Consider the following 17758-nt stretch of genomic DNA (forward strand, 5'->3'; position numbering starts at 1 on the left):
TATTGTCTAAACTCTTATCGAAGCAATTCGACGTAGTATGACCGCTTTGAATGGTAAGTTTAGACGCCGATTGAGCTAACGCTCAATGCGGACGGAATCAACTTCAGAGCTTGGCTTCACTTTGTGGGGATTTATAGGGATCTTTGATCGGAGATCAAAGTCTCTCCTTTTATGATAGGGCTCGTTCGATGACTGCCATCCGAATCGGCACGCCATGAGCAATTTGTGTAAAGATTTTGGACTTCTCATGTTCCACTAGTTCATCGTCTAGCTCTACATTGCGGTTCACTGGTGCTGGATGCATGATGATCGCATGAGGGGCCATGCGACTTGCACGTTCTACGGTCATACCATATTGCTCGCGGTACTCTTCTGCAGATTTGATCAACCCTGTGTCGTGACGTTCTAGCTGCACACGCAGCATCATAACGACGTCGGCTTTCAATGCTTCCTCGAAAGAAACATATGGCGCGAATTCCGCTAGTTCTGGTGCCTGCATGCTCGCAGGTGCACAGAACTGAACTTTCGCTCCCAAGGCGATTAACCCCCAAAGATTTGAACGTGCGACTCGGCTGTGAAGAATATCTCCGATGATGGAGACCGTCAACCCTTTGATAGCACCGAATTGCTTGCGCATTGTATAGAAATCAAGCAACGCTTGCGTTGGATGCTCATTATTACCGTCCCCCGCGTTGATCAGCGGGATTTTGATTTTCTCAGCTAGCTCTTGCAACACGCCATTAGGCTTCAGTCGAATCACACCAGCATCAATTCCCATGGACTCAAGCGTACGAACTGTGTCGTAGATGGACTCCCCTTTTTGCACACTAGATTCAGCTGACGAGAAGTTCAGCACATCAGCACCTAAGCGCTTTTGCGCTAGTTCGAAGGAGAAACGCGTTCTTGTACTATTTTCAAAGAATAAGTTCGATACGAATTTGCCATTGAATTGGTTATTGACTTTGTTAGGGCTTTGTTCCCAATAGGCTGCACGATCAAGAATGCTTGTGATCTCCTCTGCACTTACGCCTTTCAGTCCCAAGAAATGTCTAGTTGTATATGTACTCACGCTACTCACTCCTGTTTCCCCCTTTGGATAATAACTTCATCTTTATCATCAATTTCCGTTAACATCACTTCAATGCTCTCACTCTTGGACGTTGGAACATTCTTGCCCACATAATCAGGTCGGATTGGAAGCTCCCGATGCCCTCTATCCACAAGGACAGCTAGTTGAATCATTTGCGGTCTGCCCAAATCAATTAGCGCATCCATCGCGGCCCTTACCGTTCTTCCGGTATACAGCACATCATCGAAAAGGATGATTTTACGATCTTGGATTTGCATTTTTCCGCCTTCTTGAACGTTCTCCACCGACCTGACCTTCACGCGATCATCGCGATAAGACGTGATGTCAATCTCTCCTACAGGAATCGGCACGCCTTCAATTTCAAGAATCCGTTCTGCTACTCGCTTCGCTAAGTAAATGCCTCGGGTCCGAATACCAATCAAGGTACAATTCTCTACACCTTTATTCTTTTCCAGTATCTCGTGTGCAATCCGCGTAAGTGCTCTGCGAATTCCCATTTCATCAATAATGGTGTGTTCGGTAGTCTCGTTCATCGTTTTCGCCTCCTGGCAAAACTATCTTCGTCAGCATTCACATACGTTTAATGGCGGTAAAACCAAAAAACTCCTTGCCCAATTCTTGGCAAGGAGTTTACGAGTGCATAAAGAGATAGAGCGGGGCTATTGGATGCGCACACCCTAAGCTTACTGAATACTCGACTCAGTATTACCCGACTTTTCTTATCGTTTTACCTTGCCAGCCTCTCTGGACTGTTTTTAAAGGCACATATGTAATTAAAAGAATTATGCCACTTTCGACACCATAAGTCAATATTTTTCGATCTTCTTTTTTTGAGCAAATCCGAGACCATGTGTTATAATTTACATATAAACTCGCTTTTCCGCCCAGTAAATTCCATTTCGATTCGCTTACAAAATGAAGGAGGAAACTATGTTCAAATTGTTTAGGTATTTAAAGCCTTACCGGGTTTCCGTGATTGCAATCATTACCCTTATGCTCTTACAATCGCTTGCACAGCTGTACTTGCCAACTTTACTAGCAGACATCGTAGATGTAGGGGTAGTCAAAGGTGACGTGAACTACATTATCCGGTTTGGCGCCTATATGCTTCTGGTTGCCATGGGCGGCATGGCCTGTGTAATGGTAGCCAGCTATTTGCTCGCTAAGACAGCGACCGGATTCGGGAGAGATTTACGTCGTGCGCTCTTCTCTCATGTCGAGAGTTTCTCTTTGCATGAATTCGATAAGCTTGGAACGTCTTCTCTCATTACAAGAACAACGAACGATATCGCACAAGTACAACAATTAGTCGTTATGATGCGAATGTTCATTGGTGTGCCTACCATGCTCGTTGGCGGCGTCATTATGGCTTCATACAAAGATACGAATCTCGCAATTGTCCTCTATGCGGTCATCCCCATACTTGTGATTGTGATTGCTGTGATTATGCGTACGAGTCTTCCCTTATTCAAAACTTTGCAAATTAAAATCGACGGCATCAATCTTGTTCTGCGAGAACATTTAACTGGTATTCGCGTCATCCGTGCTTTTAACCGTTCGGGTCATGAGAAAACGAAATTCGAACGAGCGAATCAAGATTTCACGCAAGTTGCAGTCAAAGTCAATACGATCATGGCTACGATGATGCCGATCATGATGCTTGTGTTTAATCTAGGCATCGTTGTCATCCTGTGGTATGGCGGCATTCGGATTGATAACAATCAAATGCAAATTGGCGATTTGATGGCCTTCATCCAATATGCCATGCAAATTATGTTCAGCATGTTCATGATGACTATGATATTCATGATGATCCCGCGCGCTTCGGCATCTGCAGTACGAATTAATGAGGTCCTTGCTATTCAGTCCAACATACATAGTGCAGACCATGCACAAACACTTCAAGCTGATCAAACCGTCGTTGAATTCAATCATGTGACTTTCAGTTACCCTGGTGCTGAGCAGCCGGCTGTTCATGATATATCTTTCCGAGCGAACCCTGGAGAGGTTACAGCGATTATAGGAGGCACTGGATCTGGTAAAACAACCCTCCTCAATTTATTACTTCGATTCTATGATGTGGAGTCTGGCACAATTACGTTGAATAGCCAACCATTGCCTTCACTTTCCTTAGAGAGTCTTCGAAACCAAATCGGCTATGTGCCTCAAAAAGCAGTCCTATTCTCAGGTACAGTTGCGGATAACCTCCGCTTCGGCAATGATAACGCGACAGATGACGATCTAGCCGCTGCCGCTTCGACAGCACAAGCCGCTGATTTCATTCAAGGTATGAAAGATAACTTTCATTCAACTCTCGCCCAAGGCGGGACAAATCTATCAGGCGGCCAGAAGCAGCGACTAGCTATTGGACGAGCACTTGCACGTAAACCCAATATTTATATTTTCGACGACAGCTTCTCTGCCCTTGATTTCAAAACCGATGCGAAGCTGCGCGCTGCACTTAAATCGGAAACAGCACGAGCAACCATGATCATCGTGGCACAGCGAGTCAGCACCATCATGGATGCGAATCAAATTATCGTTTTAGATGAAGGCAGAATTGCAGGCATCGGTACTCATAACGAACTTATGAGAACCTGCGAAGTGTATCAAGAAATTGTTGCTTCTCAGCTATCAGAGGAGGAAAGTGCATGAGTGAGAAACCCAAAGAACAGGGCCGACCGGCAGCAGGTATGAATCCAGGTTTCATGGGCCGTGGCGGTATGGCTGGCATGGGGATGCCTGTCCAGAAAGCGAAGAATTTTAAAGCTACTTTGAAAAGACTCATGACCTATTTGCAGCCTTTTCGTGTTTCCATATCCTTTGTACTTCTAGCATCCATATTAAGCACATTGTTTGGTATCATCAGTCCGAAACTGATGGGGAACGCGGTTACGAAGTTGTCTGAAGGGGCTATTGGCAAAATGAAAGGCATTGCAGGAGCCAAAATTGATTTCGATGCAATTCTTCAAATCATTCTTATTCTAGCTGCTCTCTATATATTCAGCTCAGTCCTGATGTACATTCAACAACGGATTATGGTAGGTGTTACACAGCGCATTGTCTTCAATCTGCGACGTGATATCAGTGAGAAGCTTACTCGTGTTCCTCTCTCCTTCTTCGATGCAAGAAGCCATGGCGATACGATGAGTCGTGCTACGAATGATGTGGACACGATCAGCTCTACCATGCAGCAAAGCTTAACGCAGTTGATCACATCCGTTGTGACTTTGATCGGTATCATTATCATGATGCTGACCATAAGTCCACTGCTTACCTTAGCGACAATTGTCACGCTGCCGCTTAGCATTTTTGGAACCAAGATGATTGCTACCCGTTCTCAAAAATATTTTAAAGGACAGCAACGAACGCTTGGCGAACTCAATGGTCACGTAGAAGAAATGTATACAGGTCATACGATCGTTAAAGCTTTTGGGCGAGAAAAGAAATCCGTTGATACGTTCAACGAAATTAATGATCGGCTGTATCATTCTGGCTGGAAAGCACAGTTCATTTCAGGGCTCATCTTCCCTTTGATGTCATTTATCGGCAATATTGGTTATGTACTCGTAAGTGTCATCGGTGGCATCATGGTTACTCATAACGCTATCAAAATAGGAGACGTTCTCGCCTTCATTCAATATTCTGGTCAATTTGGCATGCCAATCACACAAGTGGCGAATATCGCGAATGTCATTCAGTCTACGATCGCAGCAGCTGAGCGCATTTTCGAATTACTAGATGAAGATGAAGAAGTTTTGGAGAATAAAGTGACGGACTCCGTTGCTCACGTCAAGGGGCATGTTCAGTTCGATAATGTTTCTTTCTCATATAAAACTGACACACCACTTATCGACAACATGAACATCGATGTGAAGCCAGGACAAACCGTAGCGATCGTTGGACCCACTGGTGCTGGCAAAACAACGATAGTCAATCTGCTCATGCGCTTCTATGAATTGCAGAATGGCAAGATTTCTATTGATGGTGTCGACTCACGCCATATGTCTCGCAGCCATCTTCGCGGACTATTTGGTATGGTATTACAAGATACTTGGCTATTTAACGGCACAATCCGCGACAATATCGCTTATGGACGTCATGGTGCTACGGAAGACGAGATCGTAGAAGCCGCGCGCGCGGCATATGCAGATCATTTCATACGAACCCTGCCGGATGGATATGATACGATTTTGAATGAGGAAGCGTCGAATCTATCCCATGGTCAAAAGCAATTGCTCACCATTGCACGTGCTGTCCTTGCTGATCCTGCGATATTGATTCTTGATGAAGCAACGAGCAGTGTTGATACACGGACGGAAGTTTCTATTCAACGTGCTATGAACAATTTGATGGCAAATCGCACGAGTTTCGTCATTGCTCACCGATTATCTACGATCCGAGAAGCTGATCTTATCCTGGTGATGAATCAAGGAACTGTCATTGAACAAGGCACTCATGGCGAGTTGCTCGAGCAACAAGGCTTCTATGCAGAACTCTATGAGAGTCAATTCGCACAAAAAGCTGTGTAAACAGATTGGCTCAAACGCTCCCTTTCTGCTAATATAGGAGAGTCAATCATAAATTTGAAGGAGATGTCACCATGTCTGAAATGAATACCCTAGAAATTATCCAGTTTATTAAAGAAAGCAAAAAGAAAACTCCAGTGAAAGTATATGTTAAAGGTAACCTTGATGGCCTTGAGTTCGGTGAAGGCAGCCAAGCGTTCATTACTGGCGGCAGCGGTGTCGTTTTCGGTGAGTGGAGCGTACTTGAGCCGATCCTAGAAGCTAACAAGGATAAAGTCGTAGATTTCGTAGTTGAAAACGATCGTCGCAACTCCGCTATTCCTATGTTGGATCTGAAACACATCAACGCTCGTATCGAGCCAGGCGCTGTTATTCGCGACAAAGTACATATCGGCGATAACGCGATTATTATGATGGGCGCACTTATCAACATCGGCGCTTCCGTTGGTGATGGTACGATGATCGACATGAACGCAGTTCTAGGCGGACGTGCACAAGTAGGTAAAATGTGTCACATCGGCGCTGGCGCCGTTGTCGCTGGCGTTATCGAGCCACCTTCCGCACAACCATGTGTGATCGAAGATGATGTTCTTGTTGGCGCTAACGCGGTTATCCTTGAAGGCGTGCGCATCGGTAAAGGTTCCGTAGTAGCTGCTGGAGCTATCGTTACGCAAGATGTTGAAGAGTACACAGTAGTTGCAGGTGCTCCTGCACGTGTCATCAAAAAAGTAGACGATAAAACGAAATCCAAAACCGAAATTCTAGCAGACCTACGTACCCTATAAGGTAATCTAGATCTGGAGGAAATCGTTATGCTTAGCCCTTTTGTAGAGCTGCGACGCCAGCTGCATCAAATCCCTGAGCCGGGATTCCAAGAGTTCAAGACACAGCAACTTCTTCTTGAACAGCTGTCCAAGCTCCCGCAAGATCGTCTAACCATTCGGACATGGCGTACGGGTATTCTCGTCTATATCAAAGGCTTAAACCCAAGCAAACGCTTTGGGTATCGTGCTGATATGGACGGGCTTCCAATCACGGAAGAGACGTCGTTGCCATTTCCATCACAGCATCCTGGCTATATGCATGCTTGTGGGCATGATTTTCATATGTCCATCGGAATGGGCGTTGTCACTCACTTCGTGACGAATCCGATGCAGGATGATCTCGTTGTCTTGTTTCAACCAGCTGAGGAAGGTCCTGGCGGTGCATTACCGATGCTGGCTGCCGAGGAATTGCAAGATTGGATGCCGGATCAGATGGTTGCACTCCATATTGCACCCGAGTATCCTGTTGGTACAATCGCTGTCAGACCAGAAATCTTGTTCGCTAACACGTCCGAACTGTTCATTGATCTTCTTGGAAAAGGTGGCCACGCGGCTTACCCGCACCAAGCGAATGATATGATCATCGCGGCAACGCTGATGGTTGGACAGCTTCAAACCATCGTGTCTCGAAACGTGAATCCCTTGGATTCCGCAGTGATTACGATTGGCAAAATGGAGGCAGGAACCAAGCAGAATATCATCGCGGAGAAGGCTCGCTTAGAGGGCACGATTCGCACGTTATCTGCTGCTTCAATGGACAAGATCAAAGGTCGTATCGAAGCGGTTGCCGCGGGCATTGAAGCTTCCTTCGAGTGCCAAGTCAGCATTGACTGGGGTTCGAATTATCGTCAAGTGTACAATGCCCCTGCCTTAACCTTGGAATTCATGGACTGGCTTCGTGGACGTGATAATGTTACGTTGTTCGAGTGTACGGAAGCCATGACTGGCGAAGACTTTGGTTACTTTTTGGAGAAAATTCCTGGCTTCATGTTCTGGTTAGGGGTAGATACACCTCATGGCCTGCATAATGCCAAACTTGATCCTGATGAGCGCGCCATCGATGTAGCCATAGAAACGATTACGGCATATCTGAGATACAAGTCTAGCTAGAAAGAATAGTGCCTCTCGATCAACTACAAGTTGATTGGGAGGTTTTTTTTGTGAAATGTTTAGAACTCCACCTCAATTACTATAAACGCTCTATTTCAACTTTCCTTCACTTTATTCCCTCTACATCTCTCCTAACTTTGATCCACTTCTCACCTTCTCTAGCTTTCAACCACTTATTCCCTGCCGATTCTCTACTCCAACTTTTTCCATCTTTCCCCACCACTAATCCACCTTCAACTTCCACCTATCACTAGAGCAACTAACTGGATTTCATGCAGCTTAAATTGCTAATTTTCATTGAATCTCGTTATTCCCTTGTAAATAGCTGTAGGTTACCCAGCTAATCAATAAATCCGGCTAAACATTGAGATAATTACTGTATTTTTTCCATTTATTATTGTGCGCTTAGCGATTAGACGCTACCAATTAGTTTGCCGGGTGCGCATACAGACCAAAATAAAAAAACCACCGCTGCAACCAGCGATGGTCCCTTCTCTATAACTTACTTACAAAGCGCTGAAGTCGATCCAATGATTGCTCCAACACTTCTTGAGCATAGGCATAAGATATCCGGATGTAGCCTTCCCCGTAGGAAGTGAAAGCATCGCCAGGCACAACGGCGACATGCTCTTCCTGCAACAATCTCATCGCAAACTCTTGCGACGATATGCCGAACTTAGCAATTGACGGAAACAAGTAAAACGCTCCGTCAGGCTTTTCCAGCTCAATCCCCATTGCGATCAAGCGATCGTAGACATAGTCCCGGCGAGCTACGTAGGCTTCACGCATCGGAAGTGCATCGTCGATTCCGACCGTCAACGCCTCCAAAGCTGCGTATTGGCTTACTGAGCTTGCACAGGTCACGTTATATTGGTGAACCTTCACCATGTGCGCTGTAAGGTACGCAGGAGCCAGTGTAAAACCTACACGCCAACCTGTCATCGCATGAGATTTGGACAAGCCATTAATGACGACTGTCTTTTCACGTAACTTGCCAACTGTAGCAATGGAATGATGTTGGACCCCATACACGAGTTCACTATAGATTTCATCTGATAAAATAAATAGATCGCGATCAGCTAATAGTTCAGCTAAATCAGCAATTTCCTTCTCCGTGAGCACTTGGCCTGTTGGATTTGACGGGTAACATAGAATCACGCAACGTGTTTTCTCGGTTATGTACGGCGCCAACAGCTCAGCAGTTAATTTCAATCCATTCGCCCTTGTATCCACATAAACAGGAACGCCACCTGCCAATTGAATTAATGGCTCATAACCAGGATAAATCGGAGCAGGAATAATGACCTCAGCACCTGGCGTCAAGATCGTACGCAAAGTAATATCAACCGCTTGACTGGCACCTGCTGTGACGATAATCTCATCCGCCGCGCGATACACTTGGCCATATTTGACTTTTACATAGTTAGAAACAGCTTCTCGAAGCTCGATTAATCCTGGGTTTGGCGTGTAGACTGTTTTATTCTGATCCAAGGCTCTTTGTCCTGCCTCGATAATATGCCGCGGTGTAGGGAAATCAGGTTGCCCTATCGTTAACGTTAATGCTCCAGGAATTGTACTGACGAGGTTCGAAATTTTGCGGATACCTGAGATTTGAATATCTTTGACTTGCGGGTTAATCAAATGTTCCAACATGCGTAGCTCTCCTCTCTCCATTCAAAATAAACGGCTACGCCAACAAGAACTAGGTTGTCCGTATCGTTGATATTAGGTGCTCCATATCTGGCGGAATAGGCGCTTCGAACTGCATCCATTCCCCAGTACGCGGATGTTCAAAGCCAAGAATCGCCGCATGCAGAGCCTGTCCATCCATCAACATCCCTTTGCTCTTGCCATACATCGGATCTCCAACTAACGGATGGCCAATGAACTTCATATGCACACGAATTTGGTGCGTACGACCGGTCTCCAATTTCAACTCTACGAGAGAAAAATCGCCAAATCGTTCGATAACGACGAAGTGCGTTACCGCAGTTTTACTGTTTTTCTCCGTAACGGTGTACATTTTACGATCATGAGAATCGCGTCCAATTGGTGCATCGATTGTCCCTTGATCATGTTGAATATGCCCGTGTACCAAGGCAATGTATTTGCGATTGACGGTATGTGCTTTCAATTGCTCCGCAAGGCTTGCATGCGCTTTATCATTTTTGGCAGACATAATTAAGCCTGAAGTGTCCTTGTCAATTCGATGCACAATACCGGGGCGAAGTTCGCCATTAATGCCGGATAAATCCTTACAGTGGTACATTAACGCATTCACCAAGGTACCTGAGTAATGTCCAGGTGCAGGATGAACAACGAGTCCACGCTGTTTGTTGATGACAATCACATCGCTATCCTCGTACACAACATCCAATGGAATGTTTTCTGCTAGCAACTCAACGCCTTGAGGCTCTGGAATGACTAACGCAATGACATCTTTCGAAGACAATTTGTAATTGGGTTTTACCGTTTTCCCATTCACCTTAACATGACCATCTTTGACCCATTGTTGGACAAGTGTTCGTGAAGTATCTTCTTCCAACGCCTCCGTAATCCATTTATCGATTCGTTCACCCTCAAATTGAGATTCAACGGTCCATTCGATCAATTCTTGGGATACGGACTCAGGTGAGGTCTGGTTTGTGTTCATGTGTTGCTCCTTTTTTCTCTTTTCGTGATGCTAGTATCGACTCAATAAAGATCAGAATAACCCCGACAACAATACAAGAATCGGCCACATTGAAAATTGGGAAGATATAATCAACTTCTTTGCCGAAAAAATTAAAATCAAATGTAAATTGGAAGAAATCCACCACTTCTGCGAATAAGGCACGGTCTACGAAATTCCCGAAAGCTCCACCAAAAAGCAAGCATAACGCAAACGGCAACAATACCTTGCCTTCACGAATCGTCTTCTGCATGTACCAAATAATACCTGCCAACACGAGAATCGTAACAATGATGAAGAACCACCGTTGATTTTGTAAAATACCAAAGGCTGCCCCCCGGTTACGATGGGACGTAATCATGAAAAAATCCCCGATTACTGGACGTTCTTCGCCGAGCGGAACCTTTTTCACAATGATCCATTTCGTAACTTGATCTAGGATGAATGCAAGAAGCGCATACAGATAATATTTCAAATATTTCATCTAAGAGTACCTCCTTAAAGTGTTCGTCAGAAAACTGACTTCGTAAGCATCACCTTATGTGAAAAAACTTGTACATTCCTATTTTTCAAGGAATTACCTCACTAAAAAAAGCGGTCTATCGGCATCCTAAACGGTATGAGTGAGCTGTTAGAAGGGAGCTGTACGACCTATGAGCCATTTAACTGATGAGCAATTACAAACCTTATACGTACAACTGTTGGAGGAAAAGGTTGCACTTGAAAAGCATTTCGCCTCGAATGATCAATTTGGACTCGCGAATTCGTTCTCTGATTCCATAGGAGAGCTCTCCATGTATGATAATCATCCCGGTGATATCGGGTCCGAAGTTTTCGAACGAGCGAAAGATATCTCGCTTAATGAACATGCTGAGATGCATTTAGAACAAATCAATGAGGCATTAGCCCGTATCGACAGTGGGGAGTATGGTATATGTGTTCTGAGCAATCAGCCCATCCCGTATGAACGCCTACAAGCTATACCTACAACTTTATATAGCATAGAACACGTGCCAGATCCTGACCAATCATTTCGGCGCCCTGTTGAAGAGCAGGTTCTTTACCCACCGTTCGGGCGAACAAGCTTCGACGAGAAAAATAACGAAACTGAGTTCGACGGTGAGGATGCCTGGCAAATCGTTGAAAGCTGGGGAACCTCAAATACACCCGCTTTCGCTGAAAGCAACCAAGTGGAGAGCTACAATGACATGTACATCGAATCCGATGAATTGGAAGGCTATGTCGAGTCATTCGAAAGTTTTGTAGCCACTGATCTCTACGGCGAACATGTTACGATTGTACGAAGTAAAGCTTATAACGAGTATATGCACAGTGACGAAGGCGATCCATTTCTTGAACCCGACAGAACTGCCGATTTAGATGATGAGTAGATGCAATAGTTGAGCTTGATAAAAACAGGACAAACGAGCTTCGCATGTTGCGTAAGCTCGTTTGGTTCCTCTACTCGTGATAATGAGCAGTCACAACATCATTACATCTGACGCAGAGAGTTGGATGCTCTTTACTGTGCCCAACCTCTGGTGTCACTATCCAACAACGTTCACATTTCTCACCGTCTGCAACAGCGATGGCAATGGCAACATCTTTGGATTGAAGTGCACCTTCAGGTACGGGAGTACCTACTGGATGTAGGTTGACCGCGGACACGATGAACAACTGATCCAATTGTTCGAATTGTGTTAATAAAGCAAACATCGTTTCATTCGGATACAAATTCACTGCTGCCCCTAAGGAATTCCCAATAACTTTCTCCTTACGCGCTTCTTCTAGCGCCTTCAGCACGTCGTCACGTACCTCCAAGAAGGAGTTCCACTTATTTTCCAATTCCTCATCGTAAACACTTGTTTCTACTTCAGGTAATTCAGCAAGTTGTACGGAGCTTAATTCCATTCCTGGAATATACCTCCAAACTTCATCTGCTGTATGAGGCAGAATCGGTGCAATCAATTTGGTAATGGCAGTTAATGCAGCATAAAGCACAGTTTGAGACGCTTTACGTGCTGCATCCTCAGCCGCATTCGCATAGAGACGATCCTTGATGATGTCCAAGTAGAAAGAGCTCATTTCGACAGCACAGAAGTGATGAATCGTTTGATACACAACATGGAATTCGTAAGCTTCATAGGCTTTGATAACTTTCTCAATCATGCGGTTCAAGCGAATCATCGCATAACGATCCAGTTCGGATAAACTCGTAAGCGCAACACGATCTGTAGCTGGATTGAACTGACTCAAATTACCAAGCAAGAAGCGCATTGTGTTACGGATTTTACGATAAACTTCCGTCGTTTGGTTCAAAATATTGTCCGAAATCCGGTGATCGGACTGATAATCCACGGAAGAAACCCATAGACGAAGAATATCAGCGCCTAATTTACCGCAAACCACATTCGGATCAATCGTGTTTCCGATGGATTTGGACATTTTGCGTCCTTCGCCATCAAGTGTAAAGCCATGACTTAGAATACCTTTATACGGAGCTTTCTCTCTCGTTGCCACACCAGTGATCAAGGAAGAGTTGAACCAACCGCGATATTGGTCTGAACCTTCCAAGTACAAATCAGCTGGCCACTGTAGTTCAGGACGTGACTCAAGGACCGCAACATGACTGGAACCGGAATCAAACCATACGTCCATGATGTCAGTTTCTTTACGGAACTCACTATGACCGCATTTGGAACAAGTAGTACCCTGCGGAAGCAGATCTTTTTCTTCCTTCGTAAACCAAGCTTGGGAACCTTCTTGCTCGAATAACTGAGCAACATGCTCAATCGTTTGTTCGTTAACAAGCGGTTCGTTACAGCTGCGGCAGTAGAAAATCGGAATCGGAACGCCCCATGCCCGTTGTCTGGAAATACACCAGTCTCCACGATCAGCGATCATGTTGTGTAGACGTACTTCGCCCCACTCTGGCGTCCATTTCACTTGCTTAATTTCATCCAGCATTTCTTGTCTGAACTTATCAATGGATGCAAACCATTGCTCAGTTGCACGATAAATGACAGGTTTCTTCGTACGCCAGTCATGTGCGTATTGATGCTGAATGTCAGCAGCTTTTAGCAATAAACCTGACTCTTTCAGCTGCTCAATGATCAGCTTGCCGCCTTTTTCATAGAACATACCTTCATAACCTGGTGCTTCAGCCGTAAAATGTCCTTGATCGTCTACTGGACAAAGAACACCAATGTTATAACGCCCACCAATGGCAAAGTCATCTTCCCCGTGCCCAGGAGCTGTGTGAACACAACCTGTACCCGCTTCTAATGTTACGTGCTCGCCAACCATAACCAGGGATTCGCGATCGTAGAACGGATGTTGGCAAGTAACATACTCTAACTCACTGCCTTTGACCGTTGATAATACTTCGTAATCGCTCCAGCCAATTTCCTTAGCCGCTGCTGCAAGAAGTCCTTGTGCCAGCACATATTTCTTGCCGTTCACCTGCACAATTGCATACTCGAATTCAGGGTGTAAGGAGATCCCTAAGTTCGCAGGTAACGTCCATGCTGTTGTTGTCCAGATGACGATGGCTGCATCTTGAGGCAGCTTACCTTTGCCATCTTTAACCGGGAACGCTACATAGATGGATGTTGATGTTTTCTCTTTGTACTCGATTTCAGCTTCAGCCAGAGCACTCTCTGAAGACGGGGACCAGTAAACAGGCTTCAACCCTTTGTAAACGAAACCCTTCTGTACCATCGTACCAAAAACACGGATTTGCTGTGCTTCATAGCCCGGTTGTAGTGTGATATACGGGTTCTTCCAATCTCCACGGATACCGAGGCGTTGGAATTGACTCTTCTGCTTCTCAACAGATTGCAAGGCGTATTCTTTGCAATATTCACGGAATTCCGGAACCGTCATTTTCTTACGATCGACTTTTCCGCTATTTGTGATCACTTGCTCGATTGGCAAACCATGCGTATCCCAGCCTGGAACGTAAGGCGCGTCAAAGCCTTGTAGTGTTTTGAAACGTACGATAATATCCTTAAGCACTTTGTTAAGTGCGTGTCCGATATGAATATCTCCATTCGCGTAAGGAGGACCATCGTGTAGAATAAATTTCGTTCTGCCCTTACGGCTCTCTTGCACTTTGGCATAAATATCTTCAGCCGCCCAATGCTCTTGCATCTTCGGTTCCGCTTGAGGCAAATTACCTCTCATCGGGAATTCTGTCTGTAATAGGTTTAATGTTTTTCCATAATCCATCTTTACCACTCCACTCCTGCTTCAATCTATCCTTGTCTAAAAAACAAAAAAGCCTCTCATCCCAAAAGGGACGAGAAACTTAACTCGCGGTACCACCCTCGTTAAAAAGCATCATGCACACGTGCCAATTGGCGCGTCGAACAGAGCTTCTTCACTCGATCATGTGTAACGGCATGACCCGTTTCTCTCTACTAGGTTTCAAGAGACGCTCCTGGGGGATATTCGGTACGCTGCAGAGATTAGGCTCACACCACAACCCTAATTCGCTGACACTGCTCATAACGCCCTACTCGTTCCAGTCATAGCTTTATTGCGATACTTTTAACAGGAGTATACCCAATCTGGCAGGCATAGTCAATATGATAAGGTCCTACAGCACCTAAGCTAATCTTCCTTACTTTCAAACTGCATACTTTGCCAGCCTTCTGTGTTCAATAATTCAAGCTGTGCTTCAAGTAATGTCCGAAAGCGCGTACGATAGATGGAAGCTTGTTTCTTGAGTTCTTCAATCTCAAGAGCAACTTTACGTGAACGCGTCAATGATTCGTTAATAATCCGATCCGCATTTTTCTCCGCTTCTTTCAGAATCAACTGAGCTTCTTTCTTCGAATTGCTTCTAACTTCATCAGCAGCCTCTTGAGCCACGATGATCGTTTTGCTCAGCGATTCTTCAATATGCGTGAAATGATCCAAACGCTCCTGCAAGGCCATTGATTGGTTCTGCAAATCCTTATTCTCACGAATAAGCGCTTCATAATCCTTGATGACTTGATCTAGGAATTCATTCACTTGATCCTCATCATAACCACGAAACGAACGTGAAAACTCCTTATTATGTATATCTAGCGGTGTTAATGGCATCAGTGCCCCTCCTTAGCGTTTTGCGCAGCAAAACTGACTTCGTAAGTATAAGCTGAGCATGTCTAATGCCAGCCTACACCCATGTCTATACAGTTCAGTTCGACAGAAAATCGGCAATTCCTGCATAGTTCGTGGATAAATGTTCCATGATCATGCAAATTTGCCGATTTTCACACGAATTCGACCTTTTTTCGATACGCCTTCCACTTCAAGCACTTTAAACCTACCAAAACCCTGCAAGGAGATCATATCGCCTTCTTTAAGCGGCTTACTCGGATCTTCTTCCACTTTCCAATTCACACGGCACCGACCGGCTTGAATCGGTATCAATACTTTGGCTCGGCTTAGACGGAATACATCGCTTACTATCCCGTCCATACGCATGGAAGCAACAGATAAATGCAATTCATCTAATTGAACATGCGCAAGTTCCAGTTTATCCAAAGAAAGCAATTCCGTCTGGACATGCACTCTATGTACTTGCGACAGATTCAAATGCAAATAATCGGCTGCATCCTGAGTTACCAAGCAGTGGCAGCCACCCTCTATAACATGAATATCGCCAACCTTGTCCCGCTTCATGCCGAGTCCAAGAATGGCGCCCATGTAATCTCCATGTTCCAATGTAAGAAATTTGCCATCCCCTGAGGATACTGCTAACACAGCCATTGCCATGTCATCACGATCCAAATTGCGATAGTCTGGTGCTATAATAGCCCGCTTACGCTCTGCTGCTTCATAGCCGCCATCCAATCGGCAATGTACATCCGGGTGTCGGTTGACGAGTGACTGGAGAATGAAAGCCTGTCTGGGATCGAGGAAATCGGTTAATTTCACAGCATGTTGCTGCGCGGCGCGCTCCACCCAATCCCAGGCTTTATCCACAAAATGATGCTCGTCTTGGTGAAAATGTCCATAAATATCTTTCATAAGGACTAGAACAGCCCCACAATGAAATCAAGTACTGCAAAGATACCCATTACGACGAATTTCAAGGCAATTAACGCCACGATGGGCGACAGATCAATGAAACCGATACTTGGTATGATTTTGCGGAATGGAGCCAAATAGGGTTCAACCAGCTTCGAAAGCAGTCCCCCGACAAAACTGCCACGTGCGTTTGGAAACCACGATAAGATCAAATAACCAATAATCATGAAATAATAAATTTCTGTCAAAACGCTTAAAAAAGAGTAAACGTTATCCACGGTTGTTTCCCACCTCTGTCTATGTGTTTGGGGATATGCGTCTATTCCTCGCCCATCATCTCAGAGATATGACCATGAATATCTACTGAGTCTGGTGTACAGAGAAAAATATTCGGTCCAAGCTTAGAGATAGACCCATTCAATGCGTAAACCGTACCACTCAAGAAGTCTACGATTCGGATCGCTTGATCGCCGCGAACTCGTTGCAAATTTACGACAACCGCTCTTCGAGCACGCAGATGGTCCGCAATATCCTGTGTTTCCTCATAAGTGCGAGGTTCACTTAGGACAACGCGCGAATTCTTCTGTGAATGAATACTGACGACATTCGCCTTATTTTTATTACGTAATTCATATGGATTGGTTTCAGGTTCTTCTGTCGCTTCTACAATCCGTTCACGCTCTACGATTTCTTCCTCTTCCTGAAGTCCCAGAAAGTTCATAAATCGGTTATATACACCCATAACGCTTCCCTCCTATCGAAATCCTGCACATAGGAATCCTTATTCCTAATTCCCTTAGCCTTCTTTACCTACTAATACAGTACCCAATCTAACCCACGTTGCACCTTCTTGAATGGCCACATCGAAGTCGCCTGACATCCCCATAGATAACTCAGTCACTTCATAAGGGAATATCCTTCGTTCATTCAATTGGTCCCGCAGCTCACGTAATCCTCGAAAAACAGGTCTCGTCTCTTCGGATTCTAACTCATAAGGAGCCATCGTCATCAAGCCACAGACGCGAATATGAGTAAGCTTACTTACCTCTTCTGCAAATTGGAAGAAGTCTTCCGGCGATACACCATATTTGGTTGCTTCGCCAGAAATATTCACTTGTAAGAAACAATTGACCGTTATCCCCAATCCAGCAGCTTGCTTGTCCAATTCCTTTGCAAGGGACATCCGATCTAAGGAGTGAATATAAGCGAATTTACCGATGACATCTTTCACTTTATTCGTCTGCAAATGCCCTAGAAAATGCCATGTACCCCGCTCATGCAGTGCTTCCCATTTCGGTTTTACATCTTGCCAACGATTTTCTCCAATATGCTGTAAACCCGTGTTCAATACTTGTTCTGTCGTTTCCAAAGATACATATTTGGTTACTGCGATGATCTTAATGTCATTTTCTTGACGGCCTGACTCTCGGCATACTGTTGCTATTCGAGCTTCAACCTCTTGTTTGCGTTCCAATACGCTCATTCTCTCTACACCTCAATATAAGCACATTCC

16 protein-coding genes and 1 other annotated feature are annotated in these 17758 nt (G+C 44.9%); of the genes, 5 read left to right on the plus strand and 11 right to left on the minus strand.

Annotated elements, in window-relative coordinates:
* Positions 1 to 169: 169 nt before the first annotated feature.
* Together A8708_RS31895 and pyrR are read right to left on the minus strand one after the other, a co-directional pair.
* Complete coding sequence (locus tag A8708_RS31895; protein ID WP_068670662.1) at positions 170 to 1078, minus strand: aspartate carbamoyltransferase catalytic subunit; 909 nt, start codon at positions 1076 to 1078, stop codon at positions 170 to 172.
* Positions 1075 to 1623, minus strand: a complete 549-nt coding sequence (gene pyrR, locus A8708_RS31900; protein WP_056612614.1) for a bifunctional pyr operon transcriptional regulator/uracil phosphoribosyltransferase PyrR — start codon at positions 1621 to 1623, stop codon at positions 1075 to 1077. The genes A8708_RS31895 and pyrR overlap by 4 nt, the downstream gene beginning before the upstream one ends.
* A 397-nt stretch (positions 1624 to 2020) precedes the next feature.
* Between pyrR and A8708_RS31905 the strand changes: the two genes are divergently transcribed.
* The 4 genes from A8708_RS31905 to A8708_RS31920 all read left to right on the plus strand — a co-directional run bounded on the left by A8708_RS31905 (position 2021) and on the right by A8708_RS31920 (position 7553).
* The gene (locus tag A8708_RS31905; protein WP_068670664.1) at positions 2021 to 3745 is read left to right on the plus strand and encodes an ABC transporter ATP-binding protein; all 1725 of its coding nucleotides are present in this window, start codon (positions 2021 to 2023) and stop codon (positions 3743 to 3745) included.
* A complete protein-coding gene (locus A8708_RS31910; RefSeq protein WP_068670666.1) occupies positions 3742 to 5622 on the plus strand; it encodes an ABC transporter ATP-binding protein in 1881 nt (626 codons plus the stop codon). The genes A8708_RS31905 and A8708_RS31910 overlap by 4 nt, the downstream gene beginning before the upstream one ends.
* A gap of 71 nt (positions 5623 to 5693) precedes the next feature.
* Positions 5694 to 6404: a 2,3,4,5-tetrahydropyridine-2,6-dicarboxylate N-acetyltransferase gene (gene dapD / locus A8708_RS31915; protein ID WP_068670668.1), complete on the plus strand. Its 711-nt coding sequence runs from the start codon at positions 5694 to 5696 to the stop codon at positions 6402 to 6404.
* 27 nt (positions 6405 to 6431) lie between these two features.
* Entirely contained in the window at positions 6432 to 7553 is a 1122-nt protein-coding gene (locus tag A8708_RS31920) for an N-acetyldiaminopimelate deacetylase (protein ID WP_068670670.1), read from the plus strand.
* Positions 7554 to 8048: 495 nt separating this feature from the next.
* Here the strand turns inward: A8708_RS31920 and A8708_RS31925 are convergent, their stop codons facing one another.
* From A8708_RS31925 to lspA, 3 genes are read right to left on the minus strand one after another with little or no spacing between them, the layout of a single operon-like run.
* A complete protein-coding gene (locus A8708_RS31925) occupies positions 8049 to 9203 on the minus strand; it encodes an aminotransferase A (RefSeq protein ID WP_068671040.1) in 1155 nt (384 codons plus the stop codon).
* Between the two features lie 52 nt (positions 9204 to 9255).
* The gene (locus A8708_RS31930) at positions 9256 to 10206 is read right to left on the minus strand and encodes an RluA family pseudouridine synthase (RefSeq protein WP_068670672.1); all 951 of its coding nucleotides are present in this window, start codon (positions 10204 to 10206) and stop codon (positions 9256 to 9258) included.
* A complete protein-coding gene (lspA, locus tag A8708_RS31935; RefSeq protein ID WP_068671042.1) occupies positions 10181 to 10699 on the minus strand; it encodes a signal peptidase II in 519 nt (172 codons plus the stop codon). The genes A8708_RS31930 and lspA overlap by 26 nt, the downstream gene beginning before the upstream one ends.
* A 178-nt stretch (positions 10700 to 10877) precedes the next feature.
* On the opposite strand from lspA, the gene A8708_RS31940 reads away from it, so the two are divergent.
* Complete coding sequence (locus A8708_RS31940) at positions 10878 to 11615, plus strand: TraR/DksA C4-type zinc finger protein (RefSeq protein ID WP_068670674.1); 738 nt, start codon at positions 10878 to 10880, stop codon at positions 11613 to 11615.
* A 70-nt stretch (positions 11616 to 11685) separates the two neighbouring features.
* Here A8708_RS31940 and ileS read toward each other — a convergent pair whose 3' ends face one another.
* The 6 genes from ileS to A8708_RS31970 all read right to left on the minus strand — a co-directional run bounded on the left by ileS (position 11686) and on the right by A8708_RS31970 (position 17728).
* On the minus strand, positions 11686 to 14454 hold the full coding sequence (ileS, locus tag A8708_RS31945; RefSeq protein WP_068670676.1) for an isoleucine--tRNA ligase: 2769 nt from the start codon (positions 14452 to 14454) through the stop codon (positions 11686 to 11688).
* Positions 14455 to 14517: 63 nt separating this feature from the next.
* Positions 14518 to 14766 (minus strand) — a binding site (T-box leader).
* Between the two features lie 72 nt (positions 14767 to 14838).
* Positions 14839 to 15315, minus strand: a complete 477-nt coding sequence (locus tag A8708_RS31950; RefSeq protein ID WP_068670678.1) for a DivIVA domain-containing protein — start codon at positions 15313 to 15315, stop codon at positions 14839 to 14841.
* 150 nt (positions 15316 to 15465) lie between these two features.
* On the minus strand, positions 15466 to 16245 hold the full coding sequence (locus tag A8708_RS31955) for a YlmH family RNA-binding protein (protein WP_068670680.1): 780 nt from the start codon (positions 16243 to 16245) through the stop codon (positions 15466 to 15468).
* 5 nt (positions 16246 to 16250) lie between these two features.
* Complete coding sequence (locus tag A8708_RS31960) at positions 16251 to 16493, minus strand: YggT family protein (RefSeq protein ID WP_239696915.1); 243 nt, start codon at positions 16491 to 16493, stop codon at positions 16251 to 16253.
* Between the two features lie 71 nt (positions 16494 to 16564).
* Positions 16565 to 16987 carry a cell division protein SepF gene (locus A8708_RS31965; RefSeq protein ID WP_056612633.1) on the minus strand — a complete coding sequence of 141 codons (423 nt, stop codon included), beginning with the start codon at positions 16985 to 16987 and terminating at the stop codon, positions 16565 to 16567.
* 54 nt (positions 16988 to 17041) lie between these two features.
* Positions 17042 to 17728, minus strand: coding sequence for a YggS family pyridoxal phosphate-dependent enzyme (locus A8708_RS31970; RefSeq protein ID WP_068670682.1), 687 nt, complete (start codon positions 17726 to 17728; stop codon positions 17042 to 17044).
* Positions 17729 to 17758 lie beyond the last annotated feature (30 nt).

This window comes from Paenibacillus oryzisoli (assembly GCF_001653565.1).
Taxonomy (GTDB): domain Bacteria; phylum Bacillota; class Bacilli; order Paenibacillales; family NBRC-103111; genus Paenibacillus_E; species Paenibacillus_E oryzisoli.